At 75.3% G+C, this 15,566-nt stretch carries 13 protein-coding genes; 9 read left to right on the forward strand and 4 right to left on the reverse strand.

The window, feature by feature from the left end; all coding sequences use genetic code 11:
• Window positions 1-223 precede the first annotated feature (223 nt).
• On the forward strand, window positions 224-1,447 hold the full coding sequence (locus OO48_RS09815; protein ID WP_081952019.1) for a M64 family metallopeptidase: 1,224 nt from the start codon (window positions 224-226) through the stop codon (window positions 1,445-1,447).
• A 64-nt stretch (window positions 1,448-1,511) separates the two neighbouring features.
• A complete protein-coding gene (locus tag OO48_RS09820) occupies window positions 1,512-2,888 on the forward strand; it encodes an MFS transporter (RefSeq protein ID WP_106970283.1) in 1,377 nt (458 codons plus the stop codon).
• 10 nt (window positions 2,889-2,898) lie between these two features.
• On the opposite strand, the gene OO48_RS09825 is transcribed toward OO48_RS09820, so the two are convergent.
• A complete protein-coding gene (locus OO48_RS09825; protein ID WP_033214234.1) occupies window positions 2,899-3,726 on the reverse strand; it encodes a maleylpyruvate isomerase family mycothiol-dependent enzyme in 828 nt (275 codons plus the stop codon).
• Between the two features lie 158 nt (window positions 3,727-3,884).
• Between OO48_RS09825 and OO48_RS09830 the strand changes: the two genes are divergently transcribed.
• The 3 genes from OO48_RS09830 to OO48_RS09840 all read left to right on the forward strand — a co-directional run bounded on the left by OO48_RS09830 (window position 3,885) and on the right by OO48_RS09840 (window position 6,479).
• Window positions 3,885-4,682, forward strand: coding sequence for a nitrilase-related carbon-nitrogen hydrolase (locus tag OO48_RS09830; RefSeq protein ID WP_033214236.1), 798 nt, complete (start codon window positions 3,885-3,887; stop codon window positions 4,680-4,682).
• 205 nt (window positions 4,683-4,887) lie between these two features.
• Entirely contained in the window at window positions 4,888-5,787 is a 900-nt protein-coding gene (locus OO48_RS09835; RefSeq protein ID WP_063830650.1) for a GntR family transcriptional regulator, read from the forward strand.
• 44 nt (window positions 5,788-5,831) lie between these two features.
• The gene (locus OO48_RS09840) at window positions 5,832-6,479 is read left to right on the forward strand and encodes a hypothetical protein (RefSeq protein ID WP_033214238.1); all 648 of its coding nucleotides are present in this window, start codon (window positions 5,832-5,834) and stop codon (window positions 6,477-6,479) included.
• Window positions 6,480-6,533: 54 nt separating this feature from the next.
• Here OO48_RS09840 and OO48_RS09845 read toward each other — a convergent pair whose 3' ends face one another.
• Window positions 6,534-7,319 (reverse strand): SLATT domain-containing protein, encoded by a 786-nt coding sequence (locus tag OO48_RS09845; protein WP_033214240.1) that lies wholly within the window; start codon window positions 7,317-7,319, stop codon window positions 6,534-6,536.
• Window positions 7,320-7,774: 455 nt separating this feature from the next.
• On the opposite strand from OO48_RS09845, the gene purD reads away from it, so the two are divergent.
• The 4 genes from purD to OO48_RS09865 all read left to right on the forward strand — a co-directional run bounded on the left by purD (window position 7,775) and on the right by OO48_RS09865 (window position 13,611).
• Window positions 7,775-9,028: a phosphoribosylamine--glycine ligase gene (gene purD, locus OO48_RS09850; RefSeq protein WP_033214242.1), complete on the forward strand. Its 1,254-nt coding sequence runs from the start codon at window positions 7,775-7,777 to the stop codon at window positions 9,026-9,028.
• 429 nt (window positions 9,029-9,457) lie between these two features.
• Complete coding sequence (locus OO48_RS09855) at window positions 9,458-10,948, forward strand: membrane protein (protein WP_033214244.1); 1,491 nt, start codon at window positions 9,458-9,460, stop codon at window positions 10,946-10,948.
• Between the two features lie 163 nt (window positions 10,949-11,111).
• A complete protein-coding gene (locus OO48_RS09860) occupies window positions 11,112-12,653 on the forward strand; it encodes a N,N-dimethylformamidase beta subunit family domain-containing protein (RefSeq protein WP_033214246.1) in 1,542 nt (513 codons plus the stop codon).
• Window positions 12,654-12,711: 58 nt separating this feature from the next.
• Window positions 12,712-13,611, forward strand: a complete 900-nt coding sequence (locus OO48_RS09865; protein ID WP_033214248.1) for a phosphoribosylaminoimidazolesuccinocarboxamide synthase — start codon at window positions 12,712-12,714, stop codon at window positions 13,609-13,611.
• A 64-nt stretch (window positions 13,612-13,675) separates the two neighbouring features.
• Here the strand turns inward: OO48_RS09865 and OO48_RS09870 are convergent, their stop codons facing one another.
• Both OO48_RS09870 and OO48_RS09875 read right to left on the reverse strand, forming a co-directional pair.
• Window positions 13,676-14,290, reverse strand: coding sequence for a response regulator transcription factor (locus OO48_RS09870; protein WP_033214250.1), 615 nt, complete (start codon window positions 14,288-14,290; stop codon window positions 13,676-13,678).
• On the reverse strand, window positions 14,287-15,534 hold the full coding sequence (locus tag OO48_RS09875) for a sensor histidine kinase (RefSeq protein ID WP_051731939.1): 1,248 nt from the start codon (window positions 15,532-15,534) through the stop codon (window positions 14,287-14,289). The genes OO48_RS09870 and OO48_RS09875 overlap by 4 nt, the downstream gene beginning before the upstream one ends.
• Between the last annotated feature and the right edge of the window lie 32 nt (window positions 15,535-15,566).

Raw genomic sequence — 15,566 nt, forward strand, 5'->3', positions numbered from 1 at the left:
GTCCGGCGGGCGGTCGGTCCGCTTTCCAACTCCGCTGATCCGGTTCGGAATTGGGAGCTCCGGTGGTCGGCTAGCGGAAATCACCCGGTCGGGTCCGGCATTGGGCCGCCCGAGGGAGTTTCGCGCCGGTCCGGCCCGGCGCCGGGCCGCGACGGGTACGTGTGTGCGACCAAGCCGTCCGCGCAGCCAGGCCGGGCGGCCGTCGCAGCGAGGACCCCCGCGTATGCCGACTGGTGCTCCCGGACCCGTGATGCGTTCGGCGGCCGCCCTGCTCCTGGTGGCCGCCGCCGTGCTGCCCGCCGTGGTGGAGGTGGCCTCGCCCGCGCCCTCGACCGCGATAGGGCCGCCGCCCGACCTCGGGCGGATCGCGCGACCGGCCGGCCACCCCGACCTGCGGGCCCCCGGCGCGCCCTCGGTGGACCTGCGGCTGACCGGCGAGGCGTCCAACCGGATCACCCTGGTGCTGCTCGGCGACGGCTACACCGCGGACCAGCAGCAGCTCTTCCGCGAGCAGGCGGACCGGGCCTGGCGGGCGCTGTTGGAGATCGAGCCGTTCCGCACCTACCAGGGGTTCTTCAACATACGGCGGGTGGACGTGGTCTCCCCGGTGGCCGGGATCGCCGAGACCGAGAGCGCCGGGAAGTCCACCGCCACCCCGCTCGGGATGCACTTCTGGTGCGAGGGCACCGCCCGCCTGCTGTGCGCGGACGAGCAGGCCACCGCCCGCTGGGCCGGGCAGGGCGACGGCCCGCAGTACCTGATCGCACTGGCCAACTCCACCGAGTACGGCGGCGCGGGCGGCACCGGGGTGACCACCCTGGCCGGCGGCAGCCCGGACGCCGGGCGGATCATCCAGCACGAGATCGGCCACACCGTCGGCGCCCTGGGCGACGAGTACGACTCGGCGCCGAACGACCCGGACTACCCGAACCTGTCCGCGGTGGACGCCGAGGAGATGCTGCGCGAGAAGACCAAGTGGTGGCAGTGGCTGGGCGCCGAGTCGCCGGACGGCGGCGGCGTGATCGGCGCCTACCGCAGCACCAACGGCCTGTACCGGCCGACCGCCGACTCGGTGATGCGCACCCTGGGCAGCACGTACAACCTGCCCTCCCGGGAGGCGATCGTCGAGCAGCTGTACCGCCGGGTGAAGCCCGCCGACGACCCCGAGCCGGCGTCCGGGCAGGTCGACGGGCGGCCGAAGCTGCACGTGCGGCCGCTGGCGCTGACCGGCCCCCGGCAGCTGCGGGTCGGCTGGACGCTGGACGGCCGGCCGGTGGAACCGAGCAGCGCGGACGGCACCTGGCTGGACACCGGGGCGCTGGCGCTGGAGCCGGGCGGGAGGCACACCGTCACGGCGACCGTCCAGGACACCACCGACTGGGTGCGCGACGAGGAGTTCCGCGAGCAGTACATGACCAGGACGGTGAACTGGACGCTCACCGGCTGAAACCGGACGGACCGGCCACCCCGGGCCAAAGGTCAGGTCATGGGATGACTAGCCTGGTCGCACTATGAGCGTGGACCCAGCCCCGACCGCCCCGTCCTCCCTGTCCGCACCCGCTCCCCGCCGCCGGGCCGACGCCCCCGCCGCCCCGGCCCCCGTCGCCGCCCCGGCCGCCGTCTTCCACCCGCCGGGCGGGCGGGCCGCCTGGTTCGCCTGGGCGGTCGGCGTCAGCGTCTACGTCCTCGCCGTGGTGCACCGCACCAGCCTCGGCGTGGCTGGCCTGGACGCCGCCGCCCGGTTCGGCATCGGCGCCTCCGCGCTGTCCACCTTCTCGATCCTGCAGGTCCTGGTGTACGCCGGGATGCAGGTCCCGGTCGGCCTGCTGGTCGACCGGATCGGCCCGCGCCGGGTGCTGATGCTGGGCGTGGCGCTGATGAGCGCCGGGCAGCTGGCGTTCGCCTTCTCCACCGCGTTCGCGCCCGCGCTGGCCTCCCGCGCGGTGCTCGGCTGCGGCGACGCGATGACCTTCATCAGCGTGCTGCGGGTCGCCGCCCGCTGGTTCCCGGCCGCCCGCAACCCGTTCGTCGCCCAGCTCACCGGCCTGGTCGGCACCGGCGGCAACCTGGTCACCACCCTGGTGCTCGCCCAAGCCCTGCACAGCGCGGGCTGGAGCGCCACCTTCGGCGCGATCGCGCTGACCGGCGCCGTGGTCTTCGTCGCCGTGCTGGCGCTGCTCAAGGAGGCCCCGCCCGGAGCGCCGGAGCCGGCGGGGCCCGGGGTGCCGTCCGGGAGCCGGCGGCTGCCGGTCGGGCAGCAGATCCGGGCCGCCTGGTCCGAGCCCGGCACCCGGCTGGGCATGTGGGTGCACTTCACCACGGCGTTCCCGGCGTCCGCGTTCGGCCTGCTGTGGGGGATGCCCTACCTGGTCGAGGGGCAGGGCATGACCCGGGCCGGGGCGGGCGGCCTGCTCAGCCTGCTGGTGCTCAGCGGGATGGTCTTCGGCCTGCTGTTCGGCCGGGTGGTCTCCCGCACCGCCGCCTCCCGGCTGCCGATCGCCTTCACCGTGCTCGCCGTCACCGCGCTCTGCTGGACGGTCACCCTGGCCTGGCCGCACGGGCACCCGCCGCTGTGGCTGCTGGTGGTGCTGATGCTGGTGATGGGCAGCAACGGCCCGGCCTCGCTGATCGGCCTCGACTACGCCCGCGCGTACAACCCCGCCGAGCGGATGGGCACCGCCTCCGGCATCGCCAACATGGGCGGCTTCATCGGCTCGATGATCACCCTGCTCGGCATCGGCGTCCTGCTGGACGCGCTGGCCGACCCGGGCAGCGACAGCTACGGCGCGCACGCCTACCAGGTGGCGTTCTGCTTCCAGCTGCTGCCGCTGCTGCTCGGGACGGCGATGATCCTGCGGCTGCGCCGCAAGCTGGACCGGCGGGCCTAGCGCTCGCGGTTCAGGGGGTGCTCACCAGGTGGGCGAGCACCCGGGTGCCCAGTTCCTGGTCGCCGATCACGTTGACCAGGGCGGTCTCCGGGCGGACCCGGCCGCAGCAGAGCCGGACGAAGGTCTGCCAGTCCATCGACAGCCGCACCTCGGGGGCCAGCACCACCGACTCGTCCACGCTGCCCCGGCCGTCCGGGCCGATCCGCACGGTGCGGTGGAACGGCAGCGCGCCCGCGACGTCGAAGGCCACCGTGGTGCCGACCGGCGCGCCCGCCTGCTTGGCGACCTGCTTGGGCAGCGACTCGATCAGCCAGTCCCTGGTCACCACCGCGGCCGGCGAGTCCAGGTTGCCCGGCACCTGCAGGGCGCGCCGCAGGTCCTGCTCGTGGACCCACACGTCGAAGGCGCGCAGCCGCAGCAGCGTCGCGTACGGGACGTCCCGGGCCAGCGGGCCGCCGGGGAAGCGCACCAGGTCGTCCGGCTCGTGGCGGGCGTTGCGCAGCGCCCGGGAACGGCGGATCACGGTGTACTCCAGCTCGCTGGTCACCTCCACCGGCGTCCAGCAGCGGCGCTTGTCGACCGGCAGTTCCATGTAGCGGGCGAACTCGTTCGTCACGTGGCGCAGGTCGCGCGGCAGGGCGTGGATCGGGCGGGGGTCGCCGAGCAGCTCCGACTCGACGCCGATGACGTGCGAGACCACGTCCCGCACCGACCAGCCGGGGCACTCGGTGGCCCGGTTCCACGCGTCGGTCGGCAGCGGGGCGAGCAGCTCGGATATGGACTCGATCGACTGCGTCCACGCGTCGGTGTACGCCTGCACGGTCTGCTTGTCCGTCACGGGTATCTCCGGCCCCTCCGTCGGCTTGCGTCGTCCCACGTCGCCCGGGCTGCCGAGACCTCGCACGGACGCGCATACGGCACGTTACGCTGCCGGGTGAGAGCAGGGCAGCGCTTTCGGGTGACGATCGTAGGACTCTTGTCGTGGACGGTGGTACTGTGCGCGCTTCATTGATCCAACTCGCCGTGTCGGACGCCGAACCGGCCGCCGAACGGCGGGCCAGGGCCGCGGCGCTGGTCCGCGCCCAGGACGGCGCCGACCTGGTGGTGCTGCCCGAACTGTGGCCGGTCGGCGGCTTCGCGTACGACGCCTGGGCGGGCGGCGCCGAACCGCTGGACGGGCCCACCGCCGAGGCGATGTCCGCCGCCGCGAAGGCCGTCGGCTGCTGGCTGCACGCCGGTTCGATCGTCGAACGGGACCCGGACGGTCCGATCTACAACACCTCGCTGCTGTTCGCCCCCGACGGCGAGCTCGTCCGCACCTACCGCAAGATCCACCGCTTCGGCTTCGACAGCGGCGAGGCGGTCGCGATGGGCGCCGGCCAGGAGATCGTCACCGTCGACGCCGGCTTCGCCGTGCTGGGCCTGGCCACCTGCTACGACCTGCGCTTCCCCGAGCTGTTCCGGGCCCTGCTGGACGGCGGCGCCGAACTGCTGGTCGTCCCGGCCGCCTGGCCCGCCCGCCGGGCCGAGCACTGGAACCTGCTGGCCCGGGCCCGCGCCGTCGAGGAGCAGGCCCTGGTGCTGGCCTGCAACACCGCCGGCACCCACGGCGGGGTCGAGCAGGCCGGCCGCAGCATCGCGGTCGACCCGTGGGGCCGCGTGCTGGCCGAGGCCGGGCCGGACGAGCAGGTGCTCACCGTCGCCTTCGACCCGGCCGAGGTCGCCGGGTGCCGGGCCGAGTTCCCGGTCCACCGGGACCGGCTGCTCGGCATCCCCGCCCCCGTGCAGCGCTGAGACCGCCCCGCGCAGCTGCCGGGGCCACCCCCGTGCAGCTGCCGGGACCGTCCCCGCGCGGTGCGGGTCCGGGCGCCGGTCCGACGGCAAGGGTGCGGAATTTTTCCGTGCCCTTGGTCCGGATTGACCATTCCGGGGTACTCTGTGCGCGTTTTGTGAGGCGGGTCCCGGCCGCGTGAGGGCGCGGCACGGAGAGGGGGCGGCGATGACCGCTGCGGGTGCAGGGGGCGGGCGCGCCCTGATCCGGCGCAACAGCCTCCGCGAGCAGATCGCCGACGCCCTGCGCGACGAGATGATGGCCGGCCGGCTCCCGGCCGGGCGCAACTTCACCGTCAAGGAGATCGCCGACACCTACGGCGTCTCCGCCACCCCCGCCCGGGAGGCGATGGTCGACCTCGCGGCCCAGGGGCTGCTGGTCAGCGAACCCCACCGCGGCTTCACCGTCCCCGAGTTCAGCTGGGAAGACTTCCTGGAGATCTTCGAGGCCCGCGCCCTGCTCACCGACAACGCGCTGCGCCACCTGGCCGACCGCGGGCTGCGGGACTACGACTGGTCCCGGCTGCCCTCGCTGCGCCGCCGGGCCGACGCCGCCGCCCGGGCCGCCCGGGTCGGCCAGCTCGACGTCCTGGTCGGCTGCGACCTGCGGTTCTGGCAGGAGGCCGCCGCGCTGCTGTGCAACGACCGGGTCGCCGACTACCTCGGCTGGCTGCGGATCCAGTCCTGGATGTTCGCCGCCCCGCACCTGCGGGCCGGCGGCGACCTGGCCGGCGTCTGCTGGGACCGGCACGACGAGCTCGTCGACCGGATCGAGGCCCGCGACCGGTACGGGGCGCACCGGGTCGTCAACGACTACAACCTGTTCACCGTCGAACTGCTCGCCCGGCGGCTCGGCCGGCCCGTCGACGGCGTCGCGGTGCTCCGGTTGCTGCGCGAGCCGGTCGGCCCGGCCCCCGCCGCGACGGTGGCGCGGCCGCCCGCGATCGTCCCCCAACCGGCGTCCACCGCCGTCGGGTTGGGCCGGGTGCCGATGCCGCGCTTCGTGCCCCCCGGCCGCTTCGCCCGGCCGTTCCGCCCGGGCAGCGGCGAGCCGGCCGCGGGCCGGTAGGGTTGGGGCCCGTTGCCCCGCCACCAGAGAGGACGAGCCGGCCCATGGCCTGCGACCTCTGGCTCGTCCCGCTCGTGGACGTGCTCTCCCACAGCCCCGAGAACCCGTTCCGCGAGGACCTCGACCGCTACGACGCGGTGCTGACCCAGTACGGGCTGCCGCCCGTCCCGGTCCACCCGTACGTGCCGGGGTTCTCCGGGGACGTCGAGGCGATAGCCGCGTTCGACTACGACTCGTTGCACTTCCTGCGCCGCGCCTACCTGCTGGGGCTCACCGGGTTCGAGGTGACACCGGTGGACGCGCTCGGCAGCGACTACGAACAGCTGCTGGAGATGTTCGAGAGCACCGCCGAACAGTCCCACCTGGTCTGGCACTTCGACCACGCCGGGGCGTACCTGCCGGTGGACTTCCAGACCCCGCTGGTCGCCGACGAACTCCTGGCCGCCGGCGGTCCGTTGGGCTCCTCGTACGGGCTGCTGCGCGAACTCCAGGCGGTCGCACCGCTGCTGGGCATCGACCCGCTCGACCCCCCGATGCCCACCCGCCCGCTGGGGCCCACCCGGCTGGAGCAGTCCTTCGGGCCGCCGATCGACGACCTCCACCCCTACGCCCGGGAGCGCCACGCCTGGTCCGGGCTCTACACGGCGGCCACCCGCAGCGTCACCCAGGGCTCGATGATCGTCTTCGCGTAGCGGGCGGAGCTCGGTGCCGGGGCGCGCCCGACCGTCCGCCCCGTCCGGCCCGCCCTACCGCAGGGGGCCCTCCGGGGGCCGCTGGCGGGGCATGGTGGGACGGGCGCCCGGCGGGGGCAGGACGCGGACCTGGGCGCCGGAACCGCCCTCGTTGCGGCCGCCCCAGGCGCCCGGGGCCTGGGTGGGGAGCTGGCTCATGCCCGCGCGGAACTCCAGCATCCACTCGGAGGTCTCGGTGCGGACCATGTCGGAGACGTCCTCGCAGAAGCGGCGCAGCACGCCGAGGCAGCGCTCGGCGGCCTCGCCAGCGGTGCCCTCGGTGGGGCCGAGGACCTCCCGGACGCACTCGGAGGCCCAGTCGAACTGGAAGGCCTCCAGCCGGCGCTGCAGGGCCTGCGAGGTGGAGACGTCGCGCATCCAGCCGGAGGTGAGCCCGAAGGCGCGGTCGGCGAGCAGCGAGGCGGCGGCCAGGACGAGGCCGGTGTAGCCCCACTCCATCGCGTGCGGGAGCCGGTCGGTGAGGGAGGCCAGCGGGGCGGTGACGCCGCCGACGGTGAAGACCGCGGCGGAGAAGCGCAGCAGGCGGGCCCAGCGGCGCTTCCAGACCCGGTCCCGGCGGTACCAGTCGATCGCCTCCACGGCGCGCTCCTCCGACCAGCGGTAGAGCTCCTCCAGCCGCTCGGCGGGCTCGCCCCAGTCTCCGAGCGGGAACTGACGGGCGCTCAGGTCGGCGCGGCGGCGGGTCGGCGTCCGTCCGCCGGAGTCCGGAACGGACTGGTCGTCGTCGCCGAGCTCCTTGCCCCAGGGACTCTCCTCGGGCTGCATTTCCGGCTGGCTCACCTGTGGCGCTCCCTGTGGCGGGGTGACTGCGGAGGCCCGGCGGGCACCGGGACTGACGGTACGGAGTCCGAACGCCCCGGAGGGTCGGGCCGTCGGTTCGTGGGACCGGCGGTTCGTGGCACGGCGGTGCGGCCGGGCTCGGGTCCAACAGCACTTCTTACCGCCAAATGGCTTAGCGTGGGGGCGCTTCCGCAGTGATCGTTATGTGATTTCACCTCCGGAAGCCGAGGTGGGAGGGTTGCGGCGGGCGGCCGGATTTCACCCGTCCGAGCGAGGCCGGGCGGGGTCGCCGGTGTGACGGCACGGCTGTTCGGGAGCTCCTCGTATCTTCCTACGGACCGGGACCCGGACCCGGGCCCGAGCCCGGACCCGGACCGCGGGTCGCCGCCGCCCGCCGGGGCCTGCTCCGGAGCCGCCGACGGCGCGGAACCGGCCACCGACTAGGCTTGGCAGGCGTGAAGGTCCTCGTCATCGGAACCGGCGCCCGCGAACACGCCCTGTGCCGCTCACTGTCCCAAGATCCCGCCGTCACCGAGCTGCACTGTGCCCCGGGCAACGCCGGGATCGCGCGGGTCGCCGCCCTGCACCCGGTCGACCAGTCGGACGGCGACGCGGTCACCGCGCTCGCCCGCCGACTGGACGCCGACCTGGTGGTGGTCGGCCCGGAGGCCCCGCTGGTGGCCGGCGTCGCCGAGCCGCTGCGGGCGGCCGGCATCCCGGTGTTCGGCCCCGGCCGGGAGGCCGCGCAGCTGGAGGGCTCCAAGGCGTTCGCCAAGGACGTGATGGCCGCGGCCGGCGTCCCCACCGCGCGCTCCTACGTGTGCACCACCGAGCAGGAGGCCGCCGAGGCGCTGGACGCGTTCGGCGCCCCGTACGTGGTCAAGGACGACGGCCTGGCGGCCGGCAAGGGCGTCGTGGTCACCGAGGACCGCGCCGCCGCGCTGGAGCACGCCGCGGCGTGCGAGCGGGTCGTCATCGAGGAGTACCTGGACGGCCCCGAGGTGTCGCTGTTCGCGATCACCGACGGCACCACCGTGCTCCCGCTCGTCCCCGCGCAGGACTTCAAGCGCGCGCTGGACGACGACCGGGGCCCCAACACCGGCGGCATGGGCGCCTACTCGCCGCTGCCCTGGGCCCCCGAGGGCCTGGTCGCCGAGGTGCTGGAGAGCGTCCTGCAGCCGACCGTGGACGAGCTGCGCCACCGCGGCACCCCGTTCTCCGGCCTGCTGTACGCGGGCCTGGCGCTGACCTCGCGCGGCACCCGGGTGATCGAGTTCAACGCCCGCTTCGGCGACCCGGAGACCCAGGTCGTGCTGGCCCGGCTGCGCACCCCGCTGGCCGGCGTGCTGCTGGCCGCCGCCAACGGCACGCTGGACGCCCTGGAGCCGCTGCGCTGGTCCGAGGAGGCCGCGGTGACCGTGGTGATGGCCTCCGAGGGCTACCCGGCGAGCCCGCGCACCGGCGACCCGATCGAGGGCCTGGACGCGGCGGAGGCCGACGGCACCGCCTTCGTGCTGCACGCCGGCACCAAGGTCGGCCCGGACGGCGAGGTGCTGACCGCGGGCGGCCGGGTGCTGTCCGTCACCGCCGTCGGCGCGGACCTCGCCGAGGCCCGGGCCAAGGCGTACGCGGGCGTCGCGGAGATCTCCTTCAAGGGCGCCCAGCACCGCACCGACATCGCGGCCAGGGCCGCGGCGGCAGCCCAGTAGCAGATCGCTCCCGCGGGGCGCTGTGCCCGGACCGACCCGTCCGGACGCAGCGCCCCGCGGCGTTTCCCGCGCTCGCGCCGGTCAGCACGGAGCCCGGAAAACCAGTCCTTCGGGTGATGGCCGGGGCATCCTGCTGACGGGGTGCGATCAGGGGCCTTAGGGTGCGCTGCATCGCGCCGGGACGGGGGCCCGGGTGCGGACGCGGCTCGTCCCCCCGGCGCGCCGGGGGGATGCTGGGAGCGGTGGCGCGCCCCGCCGCGGTGTCACCAGGACGGGTGGAATCGCCGGAGTTCCGGAACACCCGCCCGCACCGCGGCGTCGAGACTGACGGGAGAGCGCCACGCGAGTCGTACCACCGGGTTCGGCATCCGCCGCTTCCCGTACCGGAATTGATCGAGTCGAGTCGGCTGCGAAGGGGGTGCCGCGGCGATGGCTGCAGTGGACACCGCACGCGCACGAGCCCAGGCCGTCCTGCGTCTGCGCGGACGGGCCGTGGCGGCCGCCGCGCTGCCCGCCGCCTGCGCGGCGGTGCTGTTGGCCGGGCGGTTCACCGGACACATAGGCGCCCCGGGGTCGCCGGACGCCCCGCTCTGGGACGGCATCCGCTGGGCGGTCTGCGCGGTCGCCGCGCTCACCCTGGCGCTGGCCGCGCTGGTCGGCCGGGCGCACCGGCTGGCCGTCCCCCCGGTCACCCCGGCGGTGCCGCTGGCCCGGACCGAGGCGCCCGAGCTGTACCGGCTGATCGAGGAGCTCGCCGAGCGCCTCGACGTGCCGGCGCCCGCCTCGATCGCGCTCACCCCGGACTGCGACAGCTGGCTGGAGGAGCCGCACCGGCGGGGCGGCGGACCGGAGCCGGCCGCGCCGGTGCTGGTGATCGGCTCCCCCTTCCTGTGGTGGATGCGGGCCGGCGAGCTGTGCGCCCTGCTGGCCCCCGTGGTGGCCGGCGGCGCCGCGGCCGCCGCCCCGGACATCGCCGCCGCCCGCCGCTGGGTGCGCACCCTGGACGCCTCGCTGGGCGAGCGCCGGCGCGGCCCCGCCGCCCTGGTCGGCCTGGTCGACCGCCGGCTGCTGGGCGCCTGCCGGGAGCACTCCGCCGAGCTGGAGCGCGCCGTCGCCGCCTGGTCCTCCGAGCAGGCCAGGGCGGTCGACTACGGGCCGCGGATCGCCGCCCAGGCCCAGGTCGGCCTGGCCTACGCGGGCTGGGACCGGCTGCTCACCCGGGTCGCGCTGCCCGCCTGGCGGCTCGGCCTGCACCCCGCCCACCTGAACGCCGGCGTGGTCTCCGCGCTCACCGAGCTCTCCCGCCGCGACCGGCTCGCCGACGGCTACGAGAACCGGCTCGGCGACCGCCCCGCCTGCGACCTGCTGGAGGAGCCCGGCCTGATCGACACCCGGGTCTCCCGGCTGGCCGCCGAACTGCTGCACGAGGAGCCCGCCGAGGGCTGGCAGCCGCTGGACTGGGAGGACTACCCGCAGCGGGTGGTCCTCCGGGGCTGGCGGGTCCAGGCCGCCGCGCTGCAGGCCGCGCTCGGCGACGACCGCTCGCGCACCGGTCCGGCGCTGGACAAGCTGCTGGCCCGGCTGGCGGCCGGCGAGGCCGAGGAACTGGCCGCCGCACTGGCCGGCCAGGTGGCGCGCGCCGCCGAGGTCGCGCCCCCGCTGCCTCCCGTGCGCAGCGGCCGCGACCTGCTGGTCGAGCACCTCACCGCCACCGTCTGCTGCGCCGCGGTGGACGCCGGCACCGCCGCCCCGGGGCTGGACTGGCTGGACGGCCCGGTGCTGCTCTGCTCGGCCGCGCCCCGTGGGGAGTTGGCGCCCGCGGTGGCGATGGCGGTCGAGGACGGGCAGGACGGCCCGCTGCGCGGCTGGCTGGAACGGGCCGGGATCAGGGTGGAGCGCCCGGTGCGCCTTTCGGGTTGAACCGGGACGCTTCCGGACCGTCCAGGGAAACCTGGTTTCATCCGTACCAATTGCTACGGTGGGGTGACGCTTCGCCGTCCAACTGTGGTGTGCTGGACCGCACGCACATCCGCATGGCAATTGCCAAACCCTCGGTGGATGGGCGAAGGGTGGGGAGGGGCGCGTGGGGACGGAGTCCAACCGCCGGTGGGAGTCCGGCACGTTGGCGCATGGGGTGTCCGACCCGTTCGGGCAGGGCCCGGTGCCGTGGCTGCGCAGCCCCGACCACTACCTGGCGGACGGCGAGGGCGTGGTCCCCTGGTACGTGAGCGTGGACGCGCCCGGCCAGCGGCCGGTCGACGGCCCGTCCCGGCCGCGCCCGGCGGTCAGCGGCCCGCGCAACGCGGACGACGTGCGCCGGCAGATCAAGGGCTTCGCCTCGGCGGGCGTGGTCCGTCCGGGCGGTTCGGTGGACTTCCGGGTGACGGTCAACCCGCCGCAGGAGTTCCAGGTGGACGTCTACCGGATCGGCCACGACGCCGGCGACGGCGCCCGGCAGGTGTACTCCAGCCCGCTGATCTCCGGCCTGGCCCAGCCCGCGCCGATGGTCGCCGACCGCACCGTCTCCTGCCACCACTGGTGGCTGTCCTGGCGGCTGCAGGTGCCCGCCGACTGGCGCTCGGGCGCGTACGTCGCCGTGCTGACCACCGCCGACGGCGGGCACCGAAGCCACATCCCGTTCACCGTGCGGGACTTCGACCAGGCGGACCTGCTGCTGGTGCTGCCGGACGTCACCTGGCAGGCGTACAACCTGTTCCCCGAGGACGGGCACCTGGGCGCCAGCCTCTACCACGCCTGGGACCACACCGGGCACCTGGTGGGGGAGGAGGCGGCGGCCGTCACGGTCTCCTTCGACCGGCCGCACGCCGGGGCCGGACTGCCGCTGCACGTCGGACACGCCTACGACTTCATCCGCTGGGCCGAGCGCTACGGCTACGACCTGGGCTACGCCACCGCGACCGACCTGCACGCCGGGCTGGTGGACCCCTCCCGGTACAGGGCGCTGGTCTTCCCCGGGCACGACGAGTACTGGTCGGAGCCGATGCGGCGGGCCGTCGAGCGGGCCAGGGACGGCGGCACCTCGCTGGTGTTCCTGTCCGCCAACAGCGTGTACTGGCGGGTCGAGCTGTCCGCGGGCGTCGACGGCGAGCCGTCCCGGCTGCTGAACTGCCGCAAGCGCCAGCGGGTCGCCGCCGACCACCCCGCCGCCGGGGTGCCGGGCGCGGCCTCCGCGCTCTGGCGGGACGCCGGGGAGCCCGAGCAGCACCTGCTGGGCATCCAGTACGCGGGCAGCGTGCCCGCGCCGGTGCCGCTGGTGGCCCGCAACACCGGGCACTGGCTGTGGCAGGGCACCGGCCTGGCGGACGGCGACGAACTGCCCGGGCTGGTCGCCGGGGAGGCCGACCGCTACTACCCGAAGGTCCAACTGCCCGCGCACACCGAGCGGGTGCTGCTCGCGCACTCCCCGTACCGGGACGCGGCCGGGCGGGTCACCCACCAGGAGACCTCGCTGTACCGGGCGCCCAGCGGCGCGTACGTGTTCGCCGCCGGGACGTTCGCCTGGTCGCCCGCGCTGGACCGGCCCGGGCACACCGACGAGCGGATCCAGCGCGCCACCGCCAACCTGCTGGACCACCTCTGCAAGGAGGGGCGCACCGGGCCCTGAGCGGGCGGGCGTGAAAGACTCGGCCGCAGAGCCCCCCAGCTGTGAGGACTGACTGAGCGTGAGCGGATTCGTCACCAAGCCCGAGCCGGTGCAGGTGCCCGGCCTGGTCCACCTGCACACCGGCAAGGTGCGCGACCTGTACCGGGACGGCGCCGGGAACCTGGTGATGGTGGCCAGCGACCGGACGTCCGCGTACGACTGGGTGCTGCCCAACGAGATCCCCGACAAGGGCCGGGTCCTGACCCAGCTCTCGCTGTGGTGGTTCGACCTGATCGCGGACATCGTCCCGAACCACGTCGTCTCCACCGAGCTGCCCGCGGGCGCCCCCGCCGACTGGGCCGGGCGCACCCTGGTCTGCCGCAGCCTCGACATGGTGCCGGTGGAGTGCGTGGCCCGCGGCTACCTGGCCGGCTCCGGCCTGGAGGAGTACCGGGTCTCGCAGACCGTGTGCGGCGTCGCGCTGCCCGAGGGCCTGGACAACGGCTCGGAACTGCCCGGCCCGATCTACACCCCGGCGCTCAAGGCCGAGGTCGGCGAGCACGACGAGAACGTCCCCTACGAGGAGACCGCCCGCCGGGTCGGCGCCGAACTCGCCGCCACCCTGCGGCAGACCACCCTCGCGGTGTACTCCCGGGCCCGGGACATCGCCCGCGACCGCGGCCTGATCCTGGCGGACACCAAGTTCGAGTTCGGCCTGCTGGACGGCGAACTGGTGATCGGCGACGAGGTGCTCACCCCCGACTCCTCGCGCTTCTGGCCCGCCGACGAGTGGGAGCCCGGCCGCGACCAGCCGTCCTTCGACAAGCAGATCATCCGCGACTGGCTGACCTCGCCCGCCTCCGGCTGGGACCGCAAGAGCGAGAACCCGCCGCCGCGGCTGCCCGACGAGGTGGTCGCGCACACCCGGCAGCGCTACATCGACGCGTACGAGAAGCTCACCGGGCTGCACTGGAAGTGACGCACCGGCACGGCCGGCCGCGGGCTCCCGTCCACGGCCGGCCGCGGCCCCCCGCCGGAGGGGGTCACAGCCAGCCGTGCTCGCGGGCGATCCGGACCGCCGCGTGGCGGTTCTCCGCGCCCAGCTTGCCCGCCGCCGAGGACAGGTAGTTGCGGACCGTGCCAGGCGAGAGCGCGGCGCGCTCGGCGATCTCGGCGACCGGGGAGCCGTCCGCGGCCAGCTCCAGCACGTCCGTCTCGCGCGGGGTCAGCGGGGAGTCGCCCGCGCTGATCGCCTCCGCGGCCAGCTCCGGGTCCACGTAGCGGCCGCCGGCCCGGACGGTGCGGATGATCCCGGCCAGGTCGGAGGCGGAGACCGTCTTCGGCAGGAAGCCGCGCACCCCGACCTCCAGGGCCCGCTTCAGGTAGCCCGGACGGCCGTGCCCGGTCACGATCATCACCCGGCACTCCGGCAGCCGGTGGCGCAGCTCGGCCGCCACCTCCAGGCCGTCCAGCCCCGGCATCTGCAGGTCCAGCACCGCCACGTCCGGGCGGTGCGCGGCGGCCATCGCCAGCGCCTCCGGCCCGGAGGCCGCCTCGGCGACCACCGTCAGGTCGTCCTCCAGCGCCAGCAGCGCCGCCAGGGCGCCGCGGATCAGGTGCTCGTCGTCCGCGAGCAGTACCCGCACCAGGTCGTTCACTTCACGGACTCCCTCACTGTGATCGGTAGTTCGGCGGTCAGCCGGAACCGCCCCGGGCCGCTGCCGGCCGTGTCCAGGGTGCCGCCGTGCGCGGCCAGCCGCTCGCCCAGGCCGCGCAGGCCGCTTCCCGCGCCCTCCGCGCGCGGCGGCGGCACGGCGGGCACGCCGTCGTTCTCCACCTCCAGCAGCGCGGTGCCGCCCGAGACCCGCAGCCGGAACCGGCAGTTCGCGGCCTCCGAGTGCCGCAGCACGTTGGTCGCGGCCTCCCGCACCACCCAGCCCAGCACCGACTGCGCCTCGGCGGGCAGGTCGTCCGCGCCGGACAGCTCGGTGCGGCAGTCGACGTTCGCGGCGCGCAGCACCGAGGCGGCGCCGACCAGTTCGGTGTGCAGCTCGACCGTGCGGTAGCCGCGCACCACCTCGCGCACCTCGCGCTGCGAGTCCTGGGCGATCCGCTGCACCTCGGTCATCTGGTCCACCGCCTCCGGGCGCTGACGGCGCGCCAGCTGCACGGCCAGCTCGCTCTTCAGCGCGATGGTGGCCAGGTTGCGGCCCAGCACGTCGTGCAGGTCGCGGGAGAAGCGCAGCCGCTCCTCGGCGACCGCGAGGCGGGCCTGGGCCTCCCGGGCGGCGTCCAGCTCCCACACCACCTTCGCCGTCCAGATCGAGCCGCGGGCGGTGCACGCGGCGATCGCCGACCCGAGCAGGGAGCCCGTCAGCAGCCCGGCCACGAACCCGGGGGAGACGCCCGTCAGCAGCAGCGGCAGCGCGACCAGCAGCAGGCCCGCCACGGCGGCGGCGGCCGTCTCCAGGACCGGCAGCGCGACCGCGGTGGTGGCGATCCAGAAGGCCATCGTCATGACCGCCACCGTCAGCGGGAACGTCGAGCCCTCCTCCTCCACCGACGGCCCGAGCAGCAGCGCCGCCACCGAGACGGCCACCGACGCCGCCCCCGTCGCCACCACCCAGGGGTAGGGGCGGGAGCGCCGGCCCAGGTAGGCGGCCAGGCCGGTGCGGACCAGCACCGCGTTCAGCGCCGCCGCCGCCGCCGAGCCGAGCGCGCCCACCGCCAGCTCCGCGTCCGACGTCTCGCCCCGGCCGATGCTCCCGGCCACCATGCCGAGCGTCACCAGCGGCTGCATCAGCGCCACCGCGTACAGCGACCAGCGCACGTAGAACTCGGTGCGCTGCGGTTTGGACAGTGCCCGCCAGCGGCGGATCGGTCGCGGCCTGCTGACCCGCACGGCGTGGCCCCTCGCTCCTCGGTGGTCGTCGG

It is taken from the genome of Kitasatospora phosalacinea, from assembly GCF_000716545.1.
GTDB lineage: Bacteria > Actinomycetota > Actinomycetes > Streptomycetales > Streptomycetaceae > Kitasatospora > Kitasatospora phosalacinea.